The sequence below is a fragment of the Streptomyces sp. 184 genome (genome assembly GCF_045781775.1).
Lineage (GTDB): Bacteria > Actinomycetota > Actinomycetes > Streptomycetales > Streptomycetaceae > Streptomyces.
On sequence record NZ_CP123230.1, the window covers coordinates 2,410,823 to 2,425,778 of the forward strand.

Here is a 14,956-nt window from a genome sequence, read left to right on the forward strand (position 1 = left end):
CTACGCCAGACGTACCCTCCCGGAGGCCCGTACCGCCACCGTGGTGAGCAGCAGCATGACCGCGCCGATCCACAGCACGCTGGACGTGGCCAGGGCGTTCACGGCGACGCCGCCCAGCAGGGCCCCCAGCGCGATGGACAGGTTGAACGTCGCCACGAACAGGCCGGTGGCCGCCTCCGTGGCGTCCGGGGCGGCCTGGAGCATCCAGGTCTGCAACGTCACCGACACCCCGCCGTAGGCGAGGCCCCACACGACCAGCAGAGCGCCGCCGCCTATCCGGTTCTCGCCGAGCAGCGGCACCAGGGCCATCGCCGCGGTGAGGGTGAGGGCGATGGTCAGCACCGTGCCGCGCAGGTGGCGTGCCGCGCGGGTGCTCGCCAGCACGTTGCCCACGACGCCCGCGGTGCCGTAGACCAGCAGCAGGGTGCCGATGGCGTTCGAGCCGAAGCCGGAGACGTCCTCCAGGATCGGCCGGATGAACGTGTACGCCAGGAAGTGCCCGGTGATCACCAGGAAGGTGATCACGATGCCGAGCCGTACGCCCTCGTTGCCGCGGAAGACGGCCGGCAGGTCGCGCAGGTTGAGGGTGCGGCCCGGCGGCAGCGCCGGGACCAGGAAGACGATGCAGGCCAGCGCGGCCAGTCCGAGGATCCCGACGGCCGCGAAGGCGGTGCGCCAGCCGTCCCAGTCGCCGATCGCGGTGCCGGCGGGCACGCCGAGCACGGAGGCGGTCGACACGCCGCCGAAGATGACGGCCATCGCCCGGGGGACGTGCCGCTCCGGCACCAGCCTGAGGGCCAGGCCGCCGGCGATGGCCCAGAAGCCGCCGACGCTGATGCCGACGAGCAGCCGCGCCGCCAGCACCACGACGAAGTCCTGTGCCACGGCGCAGGCGAGGTTCGCCGCGCCCATCATGCCGATGAGCAGGGCCAGCACCACGCGGCGGTCGATCCGGCCGGCGGCGACGGTGACCAGCGGCGCCGCGATCGCGGCCACCAGGCCCGGCACGGTGACCATGAGGCCGGCCGTGCCCTCCGAGACGCCCAGGTCGTCGCCGACCGGGGTGAGCAGCCCGACCGGCAGCAGCTCGGAGGTCATCAGCGAGAAGATCCCCACCGCCACGGCGATCACGGCGAGCCAGGACTTCACCGTCGAGGGCTCGTCCGCCGCGGGACCGGCCCCGGCGGGACCGTCCGCCGCGGGCGCCTGCCCGCCGGGCTTGCGCGCATCGTCTTCCAGGTCCACCCGCCGGGCGCCCGCGGCGGGCTCACGGCCGGGCCCGGTGGCCGCCCGGTCGTCGTCGGTCATGAGGGTTCCTTTCCTGCGGGGTCGTCGGCCGGGGCACCGGCGCGCGGCAGCAGCACCGCCGCCAGCTCGGCCCGCAGCCGTTCGAGGTCGCCGGCGTGTCCGTGCGCCGCGACGTGCCCGTCCGGGCGGACGAGATGGAAGCCGGGGCGCGCGCAGGCGCCGGCGGCGCGCAGCTCGTCGCGGTCGACGCGGACCTGGTGGAGCTGCGGGTACGAGGCGGCGAGCCGGCCGAGTTCGGCCTGCCAGGCCGCGGCGCCGGCCGGCGGGCGCACGGCCAGCAGCCATTCCCGGGCGGTGGTGCCGTGCGGCTTGGCGAGCGCCGACCCCCGCGGGACCGCGCCGCCGACCCGCACGGCGCCCGGCACGTGCCGGGCGAGCAGGCAGCCGACGCCGCGCGACGGCGCCTGCGAGGTCCGCGCCGGCGGGTAGTGCAGCCGTCTGCCGGCCATCACCGGGGCGTAGAAGCGGGACACCGCCCCGGTCCGCTCCAGCAGCCTGAAGGCCAGGTCGCGGGCGCCCTTGCGGAGGCCGCCCCGGACCATCCAGGCCCGCGTCTGGAGGTCGGTGTCGCGCACGATACGCCGGGTGGCCTGGATCCGCTCCGGCCCGTAGCTCTCCAGCAGGTGCGGCGGCGCGTCGCCGCGCAGCACGGCGGCCAGCTTCCAGCCGAGGTTGCCCGCGTCCTGGAGCCCGTTGTTCATGCCCTGCCCGCCGGCGGGGCTGTGCACGTGCGCGGCGTCGCCGAGGAGGAACGCCCGCCCGGCCCGGAACGACTCGGCGTGCCGGGCGTGCACCCGGAAGACCGTCTCCCACACCGGCTCGGTGATACGTACCCGGGGGCCGCGCTCGTCGACGAGCTGCTGCATCAGCTCGACGCTCATCGGCCGGCCCTCGGGCAGCACCGCGAGGAAGCGGAAGACGCCGCCGGGCATCGGGACGACGACCAGGGTGCCCGCGGCCGCCTGGTAGTACAGCACCTCATCGGCGGGGAGTCCGCCGGAGGTCCGGGCGTCGATCAGCGCGAAGGCCATCTCGTACGTGCTGCCCTCAAAGCCGATGCCCAGCAGCCGCCGCACGGTGCTGCTCGCCCCGTCCGCGCCCGCGACGTAGGGGACGCGGATGTGCTCCGGGCTGCCGTCGGGGTGTTCGAGCCCCACGGCCGGCCCGCCGTCCGGGTCGCGGGCGGCGCGCCCGGCGGCGTCGTCCAGCGACACCAGCCGCACCCCGCGTTCGATCTTCCCGCCCAGCTCGTGCAGGCGCTCGGTGAGCAGCCGCTCGGTCTCGTACTGCGGGAGCGTGCGGGAGGCCAGCCCCGGCGCGAAGCCGAACGTGGCCAGGGGGCGGCCGTCCGAGAAGTAGCTGAAGGCGCGGATGGGCGTGGAGGCCGCGGTGACGGCCGCACCCACGCCGAGATCGTCCAGGATGTCCAGGGCGCGGGGCCACAGGGACAGCGCCTTCGGCGCCCGCATCGGTTCTTCGGCCCGGTCGATCAGGCGCACCGCGACGCCGCGGCGCAGCAGTTCGCAGGCGAGCGTCAGGCCGGTCGGCCCGGCGCCGGCGACGAGCACCTCGGCGTCCCCGCGCCGCCGCCGGCCGCGGGAGCTGTGGCGTGCGGTCACGACTCGTCGCCGAGCCGCTCGCGCAACCGGGCGGCCAGCTCCAGCCGCTTGATCTTCATGGTGGCGGTGCGCGGCAGCTCGGCGTACGGCAGTTGTACGGGCTCGGCCATCGGCTCCAGTCCGGCCACCGCCGCCCGCCAGCGCGCCAGGTCGAGCTTCGCGTCGTCGCGCGTGCACACCACCGGCACGGCCTCCTGCCGCGGCCCGGGGATGAGCACCAGCTCGACCAGCTCCGCCATCCGCGACAGCACCGTGTCCTCCACGGCCAGGGTGCTGTGGATGGACCGGATCATGTCGACCTCGCGGTCGAGCAGGTGCAGGCAGCCCAGCCTGGTGCGGTAGCCGACGTCGCCGCCGCGCCACCACTTGCCGTGCACCTGCTGCTGGAAGCGCTCCGCCTCGCCGAAGTAGGTCTGCGCCCTGCCGGGGGTGTAGACCTCGATGTAGCCGGGGGTCTCGCGCGACGGCGGGCAGCCGTCGCGGGGGACGAGGCGGAAGCGGGTGATGCCGGGCATGGCGTACCCGAGGCAGCGGCCGTCCGCCTTGTGGGCGTTCCTGCGGGTGTAGCCCCGTCCCACCAGCGGCCCGCACTCGCTCTGGCCGTAGATCTGGAAGAACAGCGGCGAGCGGCGCTCCGAGGCCCGCAGCAGCCGGTCCATGGTGCCCGGGTGGAGGGCGTCGAAGGTGCTGCTGAAGTACTTCACCGACGCGAACGGTCGGCGCCGGTCGGACGCCAGGCCCTCCCACTCCACGTACGAGTTGGGGTGGGTCTCTATCAGGCCGGGGCGGGTACGGGCGAACAGCTCCGCGACCGCCTCCGGGTCGCCGTCGTCCATGATCACCAGGGGCATGGCCCGGGGGAGCAGCACGGCCATCGCCAGGTACATGCGCGAGTGCACGAAGCTGACGTGGACGGCGACCGTCTCGCGCGTACGGATCAGCCGCGCCAGCCGCACCTGCGGCCGCAGCCGCCCGCGCAGCGAACGCGCAGAGTGCACGACGAGCTTGGGCAGACCGGTGGTGCCGGACGTGTGCGTCATCAGCGCCGGGTGGTCGGGGTCGAGCAGCACGGGCCCGCGGCGCGGCGCGCCGGCCAGGTCGGCCAGGGACACCGCGCCGACGTCCCCGGCGGGCGCCTCCGCGACGGTCAGCACGCGGGCGCACAGCTCGGCCACCGGCACCTCGGCCAGACTGCCGGTGAGCTTCCCGGCGTCGGTGATCAGGTGGGGTGTCTCCAGCCGGCGCAGCAGCGCGGCCACGCTCTCCCCGTCCAGATGGGGCGAGAGCATCACGGGCACCGCGCCGACGCGGGCGGCGGCGGTGGCGAGCAGGTAGATGTCGAAGCCGGCGGTGGCGTGCACCACGACGTGCTCCGTGGGCCGGACGCCCCCGGCCCACAGGCGGGCGGCGAGGTCGTCGACCCGGTCGGCGAGCTGCGCCACGGTCATCTGCCGGGCCGCGCCGGGGTAGAGCACCAGGTCGTGGTCGAGCGTGATGACGGTGCCGGGGTGGCGGGCGGCGGCCCGCTCCGGCACCGTCCCTAATCGCAGCGCGTCAGTGCGGGCGGGCAGGCTCGGCATGCGAGTTCCCTTCTGACGCAGGGACGAGGGCGGTCATCGAACCCCAGTGGTAGAAGGTGCTGTTGAGCGAAGGCGGGTGCTCCACTTGCCCGCCGCTCATGATGCACGGTGCCCCGGGGTGCTGCCAATGCGGCCCCGGAGAGTCCGTCAAGTCGCCGCGCCGACAGGGAGTCCTCTGCCGTACGGGTCCTCTCGGCCGGTGTCGTACGCGCCACGGCGTTCCCCGCGCCGGTGACCGGCATCGGGCTCCGCGCGTCGGGGCGATCCCCGTGCACCCACTCGGGCTGTTTCCCCCGCATCGTGCCGGGGCCGTGCCCCGCGACGGGCATGCGTCCTGTTGGGAGTGGCACACCGGCGGCAGCGGCGCCCGGGTGCGCGGCCGGTGAGGAGAGGGCGATGGGCAAAAGCGCGCGCGGTGCGCGGGGCGGCGTGCACTGGCTCTTCGGCGACCAGCTCGGACCGCACTTCCTCACCCCGGGCGACCACGGCCCCGGCCGGGGGACACCGCTGCTGATGATCGAGGCCCGGTCGGTCTTCCGCCGCCGCCGCTTCCACCGGGCCAAGGCCCACCTGGTGCTCTCCGCCATGCGCCACCGGGCGGCCGAGTTCGGCGACCGGATGACCTACGTACGGGCCGAGACCTACCGGGACGGCCTCGCGCGGGCGGCGGGCGACCGGCCGGTGACCGTGCACCACCCGACCTCGTACGCCGCCGCGCGGTTCGTCCGCTCCCTGCCGCAGGTCACCGTTGGCCCGGCGCGCGGCTTCCTGGTGCCCGCGCGGGACTTCGCCGCGTGGGCGGACGGGCACGGCGGCACCCGCCTGCGGCAGGAGGACTTCTACCGGTGGGTCCGCCGCGGACACGGCCTGCTGATGGACGGCGACGAGCCGGCCGGCGGGCGCTGGAACCTCGACCACGACAACCGGCAGCCGCCGCCGCGGGACACCGCGACCCTGCCGGTCCCGGCCCCGTACCGCCCGCGGGAGGACGGGATCGACGACGAGGTGCGGCACGACCTCGACCGCTGGGAGCGGGACGGCGACGTGTCCTTCGTCGGCCGCGACGGCCCGCGGCGGTTCCCCGCGACCCGCGCCGAGGCCCGCGCGGCCCTCGGCCGGTTCCTCACCCACCGCCTCGACACCTTCGGCCCGTACGAGGACGCCGTGCTCGCCGAAGACCCGGTGATGAGCCACAGCCTGCTGTCCTCCTCGCTCAACCTCGGCCTCCTCGACCCGGCGGAGTGCGTGTACCGGGCGGAGGCGGAGTGGCGCGCCGGCCGGGCGCCGCTGAACAGCGTGGAGGGATTCGTCCGCCAGATCGCCGGCTGGCGCGAGTACGTGTGGCACCTGTACTGGTACTTCGGCGAGGAGTACCGCCGTTCCAACACCCTGCGCCACACCGCCCCGCTGCCAGGCTGGTGGTGCGACCTGGACGCGGAAGCGGTGCGGGCGCGGTGCCTGCGCACAGTCCTGGCGCAGGTACGCGACACGGGGTGGACCCACCACATCCCCCGGCTGATGATCCTCGGCAGCTACGCCCTCCAGCGCGGCTGGGACCCGGCGGCCGTCACGGACTGGTTCCACCGGTGCTTCGTGGACGGCTACGACTGGGTGATGGTCCCCAACGTCGTCGGCATGTCCCAGTACGCCGACGGCGGCCGGATGACGACGAAGCCCTACACGTCCGGCGGGGCGTACGTGAACCGCATGAGCGACCTGTGCGGACCCTGCCGCTACCGGCCGGGAGAGCGCACGGGCGATCGCGCCTGCCCTTTCACCGCCGGCTACTGGACGTTCCTCGACCGCCACCGCGACCGGCTCCGCGGCAACCCCCGCACCGCCCGCCCGGTGGCCGGGCTCGACCGGCTCGGCGACCTCGCCGACGTGCGCCGGCAGGAGCGCAAGCGCGGGAACGCACCGCCCTGACGGGCCCGTCGCGGCGCCGGCCGTGCGCCGCGCCGCTCCGTCCGGAGGGACATCGGCGCATCCGGACCGGTGCTTCCGGCAGAAGAACCCAAGCGGGGGGCCGAGAGTGAGAAGGGGTAGTCCATGCTGCGACTGCGGCCCGCGGCGGCCGAACCGGCGGTGCCCGCCGGGGGGCCGCCCACCGCATCCGACGCCGTCGACGCCGTCGAGGCGGAACTGGACCGGATCCTCGATGACGCGCTCGGCCGGGCCCGGACCGCGGACGCGGTGTTCGCGCGGGAGGTCGCCGAGCGGGTCTCCGCGCTCGTCCGGCGCGGCGGCAAGCGGCTGCGCGCGGCGTTCGTGTGGTGCGGCTGGCAGGTCGCCGGCGGCGAGGGCGACCCCGCGGCGGTGGTACGTACGGGCGCGGCCCTGGAACTCCTCCAGGCGTGCGCGCTCATCCACGACGACGTGATGGACGGGTCGGCGACGCGGCGCGGCGCACCGGCCGTGCACGTGGACTTCGCGCGCATGCACCGGGACGCCCGGATGGCCGGAGGGCCCCGGGCCTTCGCGTCCTCGGCGGCGGTGCTCGCCGGTGACCTCGCCCTGGCCTGGGCGGACGACCTGCTGACCGAAACGGCACTCGCTTCTGCGCACGGATCACGGCTCCACCGGGAGTGGCAGGCCATGCGTACGGAGATGGTCGCCGGCCAGTACCGGGACATCCGGGCACAGGCCACCGGCGCGTCGGAGCTGGACGAGGCACTGAGGATCGCCACGCTCAAGAGCGCCCTGTACACGGTCGAGCGGCCCCTCGCCCTCGGCGCGTCCCTGACCGGGGCGGACCCCGCCACCCTGGCGGCGCTGCGCTCCGCGGGGCGCTGCACCGGGCTGGCGTTCCAGCTCCGCGACGACCTCCGGGGCGCGTTCGGCGACCCGGCCCGTATCCGCAAGCCCGCCGACGACGACCTGCGCGCCCGCAAGTTCACCTATCTGCTGGCGGTCGGCCGCAGGCTCGCCGACGCCGCCGCGGACACCGATGCCGTGGCGGCGCTGGCGGCGGGTACGGCGCCGGTGTCCCCGGACGATCTGCGGACGATGCGGGCGGCGCTGGAGCGGACCGGCGCGCGGGCCGCCGTGGAGTCGAAGATCCACGAGCTGGCCGCCGCGGGCCTGCGGCACTTCGACCGGACCGGCGCGCGGCCGTTCGTGCGGCGGGAGTTCGCCGCGCTGGTGGCGAGGGCGGCGGGCACCGCGCCGGCGGGCCGCGGGGAGGCGGCGTGCGAACGGTGACCGGGCCCACGGACCACGTCGTCGTGGTGGGCGCCGGACTGTCCGGTCTCGCCTGCGCCCTCCACCTGCTGGGCGCGGGACGCCGGGTGACCGTCGTCGAGCGCGAGGCCGTCCCCGGCGGCCGGGCGGGCCGCGTCGACCTCGGGGGCTACGCGATGGACACCGGTCCCACCGTCCTGACCATGCCGCACCTGGCGGACGAAGCGTTCGCCGCCGTCGGCGACAGCCTGGCCCGGCACGTGGAGCTGACCCCGCTGCACCCCGCCTACCGGGCCTGCTTCGCCGACGGCAGCGCCCTCGACGTCCACACCGCCGGCGAGGCGATGGAGGCCGAGGTCAGACGGTTCGCGGGACCGGCCGAGGCGGCCGGGTACCGCGCCCTGCGGGAGTGGCTGGGGCGGCTGTACCGGGCGCAGATGGGGCGGTTCATCGAGGCGAACTTCGACTCGCCCTTCCAGCTCCTCCACCCCGACCTGGCCCGCCTGGCCGCCCTGGGCGGGTTCGGGCGGCTGGACCGGCGCATCGGCCGCTTCATCGGCGATCCCCGCCTGCGGCGCGTCTTCACCTTCCAGGCGCTGTACGCGGGGGTCGCCCCGGCCAGGGCCCTCGCGGCGTACGCGGTCATCGCGTACATGGACACGGTCGCCGGCGTCTGGTTCCCCAAGGGCGGCATGCACGCCCTGCCCCGCGGGATGGCGCGCGCCGCGGCCGAAGCGGGGGCCGAGTTCCGCTGGTCGGCCGACGTCACCGGGCTGGAGCGGCGGACGGGCCGGGTACGGGCCGTACTGCTCGCCTCCGGCGAGCGCATCCCGTGCGACGCGGTCGTCCTGAGCTGCGAACTGCCGGCCGCCCGCCGACTCCTCGAAGGCGCCCCGCGGCGCCCGGTCCGGCTGCGCCACTCGCCGTCCGCCGTGGTCCTGCACGCGGGATGCGACCGCACCTGGCCGGGGCTCGCGCACCACACCCTGTCCTTCGGCTCGGCTTGGGAGCGCACCTTCGCCGAACTCACCCGGGAGGGACGGCTGATGAGCGACCCGTCGCTGCTCATCACCCGGCCGACGACGCACGACCCCGGCCTGGCGCCGCCGGGCGGACACCTCCACTACGTGCTGGCGCCCTGCCCGAACACCGACGTCGGCCCCTCCGCCGCGGAGTGGAAGGACCTCGGACCCCACTACCGCGACAGCCTCGTCGCCGTGCTGGAGCGGCGCGGACTGGCCGGGTTCGCCGCCGGCGTCCGCGAGGAACTGCTGGTGACACCCCTGGACTGGACGGCGCAGGGCCACGCGGCCGGCAGCCCCTTCTCGGTCTCCCACACCTTCGCCCAGACCGGCCCCTTCCGGCCGCGGAACCTGGTCCGGCACCTGGAGAACGCCGTGCTGGCCGGCTGCGGCACGACCCCGGGTGTGGGCGTACCGACCGTCCTCATCAGCGGCAAGCTCGCCGCAGCCCGCGTCACCGGCGGCACCCGGGCGGCGCCCGTCCGCCCGGCCCGCCTGGCACCGCGCCGGCCGCGTACCGCCGCCCCGACCGTGGAGCGCACCCATGACCCGTCGTGAACTGGACGCCGCCGGGATCACCGACCCCGCCCTGCGCGCCGACTACACCCGGTGCAGGCGGCTCAACGCCCGGCACGGCAGGACCTACTTCCTCGCCACCCGCCTCCTGCCGGTCGCCCGCCGGCCCGCGGTGCACGCCCTCTACGGGTTCGCCCGCTGGGCCGACGACATCGTGGACGACCTGGAGGCGTCGTACGGCCCCGCCGAGCGCGACCGGCGGCTGCGGACGCTGGAGGGGGACATGGCGCGGGGGCTGCGCACGGGAAGAGGAGAGCACCCCGTCGTCAGGGCAGTCGCCGACACGGCCCGCCGCTACGGCATCGACCACGCCCACTTCGCCGACTTCCTCGTCTCGATGCGCAGCGACCTGCACGTCACGGGCTATCCGACCTACGCCGACCTGCGGGCCTACATGCACGGCTCGGCCGCGGTCATCGGGCTCCAGATGCTGCCGGTGCTCGGCACGGCCGTACCCCGCGAGGAGGCGGCGCCGCACGCCGCGGCGCTCGGGGAGGCGTTCCAACTGACGAACTTCCTGCGGGACATGGGCGAGGACCTGGACCGCGGCCGCGTCTACGTGCCCGCCGACCTGCTCGCCGCCCACGGCGTGGACCGGGCGCTGCTGGAGTGGTCCCGCCGCACGGGGCGCCGGGACCCGCGCATCCGGCAGGCGCTCGTCGCGGCCGAGGCCCTGACCAGGTCGGTCTACCGGGAGGCGGAGCCGGGCATCGCCATGCTCGACCCGCGGACGCGCCCGTGCATCCGGACCGCGTTCACCCTCTACCGGGGCATCCTCGACGCCATCGCGGACCAGGACTACGCGGTACTGCACCGCCGCGCGGTGGTGGCACGCCGCCGCCGCGCCGCCGCCGCGGCGGCGGGGATCGTACGGATCGCCGACGCGCGGTGGCGCGGGCGTGCCGCGCCACCGGCGTCCGGCGGCGGGGTCACCGTCCCGGCCGAAGGAGCCGGGCGGTGAGCGGGCCGGGGCGAGGGGGCGGCTGGACGCCGCCGCTGCGGCTGCGCCGCCGGTCGGGCTGGGCGACGCAGGCCCCCACCTGGCGGGAGGCCCGCCCGGCCCTGATCGCCGACGCGCTCAAGCGGGCCACGGCCCGGCCGTCCGGCAACTGGTTCGTCGCCGGCTCCTCCCGGCACGTGCGCGCCGGCGGCGGCCCCCGCGGCAGGACGGTGGCGGGTGCCGAGGTGGTGCTGTGGCGGTCGGACAGCGGCGAGCCGCACGCGGGGCCCGGCGCCTGCCCGCACCTGGGTGCGCCGCTGCGCGACAGCCGGGTGGTGTGCGGCACGCTGGTGTGCCACTGGCACGGGCTGCGCCTGGACGGGACCTCCGTCGCCGGCTGGGACCCCTACCCGGTGTACGACGACGGCGTCCTGCTGTGGGTGCGGCTCGACGCACTCGGCGGCGAGGAGCCGACCGAGCGTCCCCCGGTGCCGGTGCGGCCGGCGGCGGGCGCCGCGGTGGACGCGGTGTTCACCGCGGTGGGGCGGTGCGAACCGGAGGACGTGGTCGCCAACCGCCTCGATCCCTGGCACGGTTCCTGGTTCCACCCGTACTCGTTCGCGGACCTGAGGGTGGTACGGCCCTCGGCCGGCAGCGAGGAGGACGCCTTCGTGGTCGACGTCTCCTTCCGGGTGACGGACCGTCTGGTGGTGCCCGTCCGGGCCGAGTTCACCGCCCCCGGGCCCCGTACGGTCGTCATGCGCGTCACCGAGGGGGAGGGGGCGACGTCCGTGGTGGAGACGCACGCCACCCCGCTCACCGGCGCGGGCGACGAGGCGCCGCGGACCGCCGTCGTGGAGGCGATCGTCGCGGCGTCCGACCGCAGGGGGTTCGCGGTGGCGCGGGCCGCGGCGCCCCTGCTGCGCCCGCTCATGCGCCGGACGGCGGGCCGCCTCTGGCGGGACGACCTCGCCTACGCCGAGCGCCGCTGGGCACTGCGCCGGACGGGCCGCTTCCCGGGGTGAGGGCGCCGCCGGCGGCGTGCCGCCGACGGGAGGCGACCGGCGGCGTGCGCCCGGCGCCCGGGGCCCCGGGCCCCGGGCCCGTACGCCGGGGCGCTCAGCGCCGTGCCCACGCACCCAGCGCCCGCAGCACCGGGGAGCGTCCCGCCCGCGGCACCGTCCACAGCGTCTGCCCCCGCACCCCCCATGCGGAAAGGAGCGCACCGGCGGCGAGGAAGCCGGTGGTGGCCGCGCGCTCCATCAGCGCCACCGGCAGGTCGCAGCGGATGGTGTCGCCCGCGAGCGTCACCCGGGGGTGCGGGGTCCGCACCGGAGGGCGGCGCCGGTACGAACCGACAGGGAAGAGGGGGCAGTCGGCGCGCCACTCGTGCCGGGCGTCCACGATCCGCGTCTCCCGCGTCTCGGGGTAGACCCGGTGCAGGCTCGCGAGGAGGCGGTCCTGCACCAGGCGCGGTGCGCCGTCGGCCGCGTACGCGTGCAGTTCCACCACCGAGCCGCCGGTCCGGGCCGCCCAGCGGGCCGCCTCGCCCTCGTAGCGGTTCAGGACGCTGATGTTGTCGAGCCCGTCGTAGCCGCTGGTGCCGAGGAAGCCGGGGCGTTCGGCCCGTACCGGACGGTCCAGCCAGAGCCGGGAGACCAGGAAGGGCGGCGCGGTGCGCAGCGCGGCGACGTCCGAGCGCCACGCGGGGGTGCCCAGGCCGGGCGACGCCGCGACCAGGTCGCGCAGGGCACCCGGGTCGGGGGCGAGCACCGCCGCGTCGTGGGGGTGTGCACCGCCGTCGGTCAGCACGCGCACGCCGCCGCCGTCGTCGTCGGGTCGGACGGCCCGTACCGGCGTGCCGGTGCGCAGGGTGGCTCCGGCGCGCCGGAGGTAGTCGCCGAGCGGTTCCCACAGGGCCTGGGGAAACGGCTCCGTGGGCACGTCGAAGAGAAGTCCCTCCGCGGAGCCGAGGAAGTAGATGTGGAACATCACCAGCAGCTCCGCGGCCGACAGTTCGCGCGGGTCGGCGAAGAAGCTGCGGGAGAACACCTCGAACGCGAGATGGTGGGCGGCTTCGGGGAAGCGGACCCGGTCCAGGAAGTCGGTGGCGCTGACGGTGTCGAAGCGTTCGTAGACGTCCGGCACCCGGACGTCGAGCAGGGGCAGCGCGGCCGCGGCGTCCATGGCCGCGAGGTCGCGCCAGCCGAAGGTGGGGCTGAGGGCGACGAATCCGAGCGCGCTCAGCGGCGGCGTCCGCGGCACCCGGGCGAAGCCGTCGGTCAGCCCGCTGCTGTGCCGCAGGGGGTAGTCGGGCAGCGGGCGCAGCCGGTCGAGTCCCCGGTCGGTCCGCCGCAGGAGGCCGCGCAGGTTGTAGTACTGCCGGAAGAAGGCGTGGAAGCCGCGGCTCATGGTGACCTCGGAGCCGTCGGCGAGGCGCGTGCGCCCGCCCGCGAGCCGGCCGCCGAGCGCGTCCCCCTGCTCGTAGAGGGTGACGCGGGCGCCCCGTTCCGCGAGCAGGGTCGCCGCCGCCAGTCCGGCGATGCCGCCGCCGACCACGGCGACGCCGGGGACGTCTCCGGGCGCGAAGCGCTCCCGGCCGGGAGCCGGGGACCGGCGCTCGGCCTTGCGGTCGCGGCCCGGCCGTGCGGTACGGGCGCGGACGGTCACCTGGCGTCTCCGGCCGCCGGGTCCCGCCGGGTGCGGGCGAGGAAGGTGTGCACGATGCCGGTCTGCCATCCGGCGACGGGTGCGGAGCGCACGTCGGCGAATCCCGCGGCGGTCAGCCGGGAGACGAACGCGGGCGCGGTGTCGAAGCCCAGGACGCTGCGCCACAGGTGCAGGTGGAGGGCCCGGTTCCCGGTGGCGGTGCCCGCCGGGACGATCACGCCGCGGCAGACAGCCGTCCACAGGGCGCGGTATGCCGGCGGTCCGGCGAGGCTGTACTCGTGGACGGCGAGGCGCCCTCCCGGCCGCAGGAGGGTGGTGGCGACCGCGGCGAGGACGGCGTCGGGATCCTCGACGTTGCGGAAGAGGTACGCGGCGAAGACCGCGTCGAACGGCCGGTCGTCCTGCGCCGTCACGACCTCCTCGGCGCTCAGGTTCAGGAAGCGCACCCGGGCCGGCCAGGGCTTGGCCAGCGCACGGTCCAGCATCCCCGCCGAGGCGTCGACCGCGGTGATCCTGGCGCGCGGGGCGGCCGCGAGCAGCGCCCGGGTGGAGGCGCCGGTGCCGCAGCCCAGGTCGAGGACGTGCGTCGCGGCACCGTCGTCGGGCAGCCGCAGCCGGCGCGCCGAGCGCAGGAGTTCCCTGCGGTGGCCGGGGTTGAGTGCGGTGATCCGGTCGTACGTGCCGGAGGCGTGGTCGAAGGCGCGGACCAGGTCGCGGTCGCGCAGGAGTGTCATCGCTTGCTCTCTCCCATGCGGGGGAAGGGGTGGGAACGGCGGGGCAGGAAGGGGAGTTCGGCGGCGGTCTTCAGCATGGGGCGGACGGGGGTGCGCAGGCCGATGCCCCACTCCTCCCACGGTGAGGTGTCGCCGTCGAGGAACCGCAGCAGGCGCTCCGGCGGGACGCGGCGGAAGAGCCGGGTGAAGAAGTCGGGTCCGTCGAGGCGCCCGGTGTCCAGGGCCCGTAGCAGCACGGCGTCCATGGCCCGTGCCCGGATGCCGTGCGGCGGCGGTACGAGGGCGCGGCCGGCCCGGCCGTCGCGCAGGGCGGCGGCGATGGCCCGGCTCTGCCGCTGGACGGCGGAGAAGGTGTAGCCGGTCGCCGGGCGGGTGGCGCCGCCCGCGGTGCCGATGCGGAAGTGGCCGGGCCCCAGGCGGCGCCGGAAGCGCGCGTCGGTCATCGGGATGACGCCCTGCTCGGCCGACTCCACGGTGAACGCGCCGAGTCGCAGGACGTCCCGTGTGTACGAGGTCAGAGCACTGTCGTACTGCCGCGTGTCCAGAGGGGACCGGGAGAACTCCGTGTACTCCACGAGCGCCCTGTCCGCCGCGAGGGGCAGCACGTAGCCGAAGGCGAGCCCGCGGCGCGGCTGCGGCACCCGGAAGTCCATGAGGTCGGCGACCCGCGGGTCGAAGCGGTCCGCTTCCGTGCGTACGAACCAGCCGCGGAAGTGCTGCGCGAGCTGCGTACGCGCCGGCGGCAGGGTGCGCAGCGGGCGCGAGTCGAACACGTACCGGGCGTGCAGCGTGAGCGTCCCGCCGCCGGGCGTCCTACAGCGCACCTCCGTGCCGTCGGCGGTGCCGCGCACCGTGTCCGCCGTGGCGCGTACGATCCGACCGCCGGGCGAGCGGGCCACCCGGGCGTGCACCAGGCGCTCGAAGTCCGTGGACCGGAGCATGCGGTAGCGCAGGGGAGCGGGGTCCACGGTGACGTCGCCGCCGTCCGCCGCGCGGACCCGCAGCAGCGGCCAGGAGGCGTGCACCGCCTCGTCGAAGTCGCCCGTGCCCCGCTCCCAGTAGCACCACGTCCGCTCGGCCGGACGCCGCGGACCGTCCGGCGCCTCCACGACGGTGACCGTGGCGACGCCGCTCTCCACCAGCCGGTACGCGAGGCTGAGCCCGGCGGCGCCGCCGCCGATCATCACCACGGCGCACCCGCCGGCGTCGAGGGTCACCTTGCGCTCCAGGGCCGGGGGCCGACTTCCGCCACGCCCTCTGCTTCTGCCGGGGCGCCCGGTTCGGATGCGGCCTCGGCGCGGCAGCCCGGGTGCACGCCGCCCCGCTC

11 protein-coding genes are annotated in these 14,956 nt (G+C 76.1%); 5 read left to right on the forward strand and 6 right to left on the reverse strand.

Annotated features, from left to right (window positions below; all coding sequences use genetic code 11):
* The 3 genes from QBL21_RS10345 to QBL21_RS10355 are packed head-to-tail and all read right to left on the reverse strand — an operon-like array spanning position 1 to position 4,507.
* Complete coding sequence (locus tag QBL21_RS10345; protein WP_407561794.1) at positions 1–1,308, reverse strand: MFS transporter; 1,308 nt, start codon at positions 1,306–1,308, stop codon at positions 1–3.
* On the reverse strand, positions 1,305–2,927 hold the full coding sequence (locus QBL21_RS10350) for an FAD-dependent monooxygenase (protein WP_407561795.1): 1,623 nt from the start codon (positions 2,925–2,927) through the stop codon (positions 1,305–1,307). Before QBL21_RS10350 ends, QBL21_RS10345 begins: the two co-directional genes overlap by 4 nt.
* Positions 2,924–4,507 carry an AMP-binding protein gene (locus QBL21_RS10355; protein WP_407561796.1) on the reverse strand — a complete coding sequence of 528 codons (1,584 nt, stop codon included), beginning with the start codon at positions 4,505–4,507 and terminating at the stop codon, positions 2,924–2,926. Before QBL21_RS10355 ends, QBL21_RS10350 begins: the two co-directional genes overlap by 4 nt.
* Before the next feature lie 396 nt (positions 4,508–4,903).
* Between QBL21_RS10355 and QBL21_RS10360 the strand changes: the two genes are divergently transcribed.
* The 5 genes from QBL21_RS10360 (at position 4,904) to QBL21_RS10380 (ending at position 11,250) form a co-directional block, all read left to right on the forward strand.
* Positions 4,904–6,433 (forward strand): cryptochrome/photolyase family protein, encoded by a 1,530-nt coding sequence (locus QBL21_RS10360; protein WP_407561797.1) that lies wholly within the window; start codon positions 4,904–4,906, stop codon positions 6,431–6,433.
* Between the two features lie 123 nt (positions 6,434–6,556).
* A complete protein-coding gene (locus tag QBL21_RS10365; protein ID WP_407561798.1) occupies positions 6,557–7,708 on the forward strand; it encodes a polyprenyl synthetase family protein in 1,152 nt (383 codons plus the stop codon).
* Positions 7,696–9,267 (forward strand): phytoene desaturase family protein, encoded by a 1,572-nt coding sequence (gene crtI / locus QBL21_RS10370; protein WP_407561799.1) that lies wholly within the window; start codon positions 7,696–7,698, stop codon positions 9,265–9,267. The genes QBL21_RS10365 and crtI overlap by 13 nt, the downstream gene beginning before the upstream one ends.
* A complete protein-coding gene (locus QBL21_RS10375) occupies positions 9,254–10,246 on the forward strand; it encodes a phytoene/squalene synthase family protein (RefSeq protein ID WP_407561801.1) in 993 nt (330 codons plus the stop codon). Before crtI ends, QBL21_RS10375 begins: the two co-directional genes overlap by 14 nt.
* Positions 10,243–11,250, forward strand: coding sequence for a DUF5914 domain-containing protein (locus QBL21_RS10380; RefSeq protein ID WP_407561802.1), 1,008 nt, complete (start codon positions 10,243–10,245; stop codon positions 11,248–11,250). The genes QBL21_RS10375 and QBL21_RS10380 overlap by 4 nt, the downstream gene beginning before the upstream one ends.
* A gap of 94 nt (positions 11,251–11,344) precedes the next feature.
* On the opposite strand, the gene QBL21_RS10385 is transcribed toward QBL21_RS10380, so the two are convergent.
* Genes QBL21_RS10385 through QBL21_RS10395 form a run of 3 tightly spaced genes read right to left on the reverse strand, consistent with a single transcriptional unit; the run spans position 11,345 to position 14,813 of the window.
* Entirely contained in the window at positions 11,345–12,895 is a 1,551-nt protein-coding gene (locus QBL21_RS10385) for an FAD-dependent oxidoreductase (RefSeq protein ID WP_407561803.1), read from the reverse strand.
* Positions 12,892–13,629, reverse strand: a complete 738-nt coding sequence (locus tag QBL21_RS10390) for a methyltransferase domain-containing protein (RefSeq protein WP_407561804.1) — start codon at positions 13,627–13,629, stop codon at positions 12,892–12,894. The genes QBL21_RS10385 and QBL21_RS10390 overlap by 4 nt, the downstream gene beginning before the upstream one ends.
* On the reverse strand, positions 13,626–14,813 hold the full coding sequence (locus QBL21_RS10395; RefSeq protein ID WP_407566370.1) for a lycopene cyclase family protein: 1,188 nt from the start codon (positions 14,811–14,813) through the stop codon (positions 13,626–13,628). The genes QBL21_RS10390 and QBL21_RS10395 overlap by 4 nt, the downstream gene beginning before the upstream one ends.
* Positions 14,814–14,956: the final 143 nt, after the last annotated feature.

What these genes read in the sequence shown, in the direction of transcription:
- QBL21_RS10390 (WP_407561804.1), bottom strand. Translation starts at nt 13,629, where the DNA reads ATGACACTCCTGCGCGACCGCGACCTGGTCCGCGCCTTCGACCACGCC.
- QBL21_RS10345 (WP_407561794.1), bottom strand. Translation starts at nt 1,308, where the DNA reads ATGACCGACGACGACCGGGCGGCCACCGGGCCCGGCCGTGAGCCCGCC.
- QBL21_RS10355 (WP_407561796.1), bottom strand. Translation starts at nt 4,507, where the DNA reads ATGCCGAGCCTGCCCGCCCGCACTGACGCGCTGCGATTAGGGACGGTG.
- QBL21_RS10375 (WP_407561801.1), top strand. Translation starts at nt 9,254, where the DNA reads ATGACCCGTCGTGAACTGGACGCCGCCGGGATCACCGACCCCGCCCTG.
- QBL21_RS10365 (WP_407561798.1), top strand. Translation starts at nt 6,557, where the DNA reads ATGCTGCGACTGCGGCCCGCGGCGGCCGAACCGGCGGTGCCCGCCGGG.
- QBL21_RS10360 (WP_407561797.1), top strand. Translation starts at nt 4,904, where the DNA reads ATGGGCAAAAGCGCGCGCGGTGCGCGGGGCGGCGTGCACTGGCTCTTC.
- QBL21_RS10395 (WP_407566370.1), bottom strand. Translation starts at nt 14,813, where the DNA reads ATGATCGGCGGCGGCGCCGCCGGGCTCAGCCTCGCGTACCGGCTGGTG.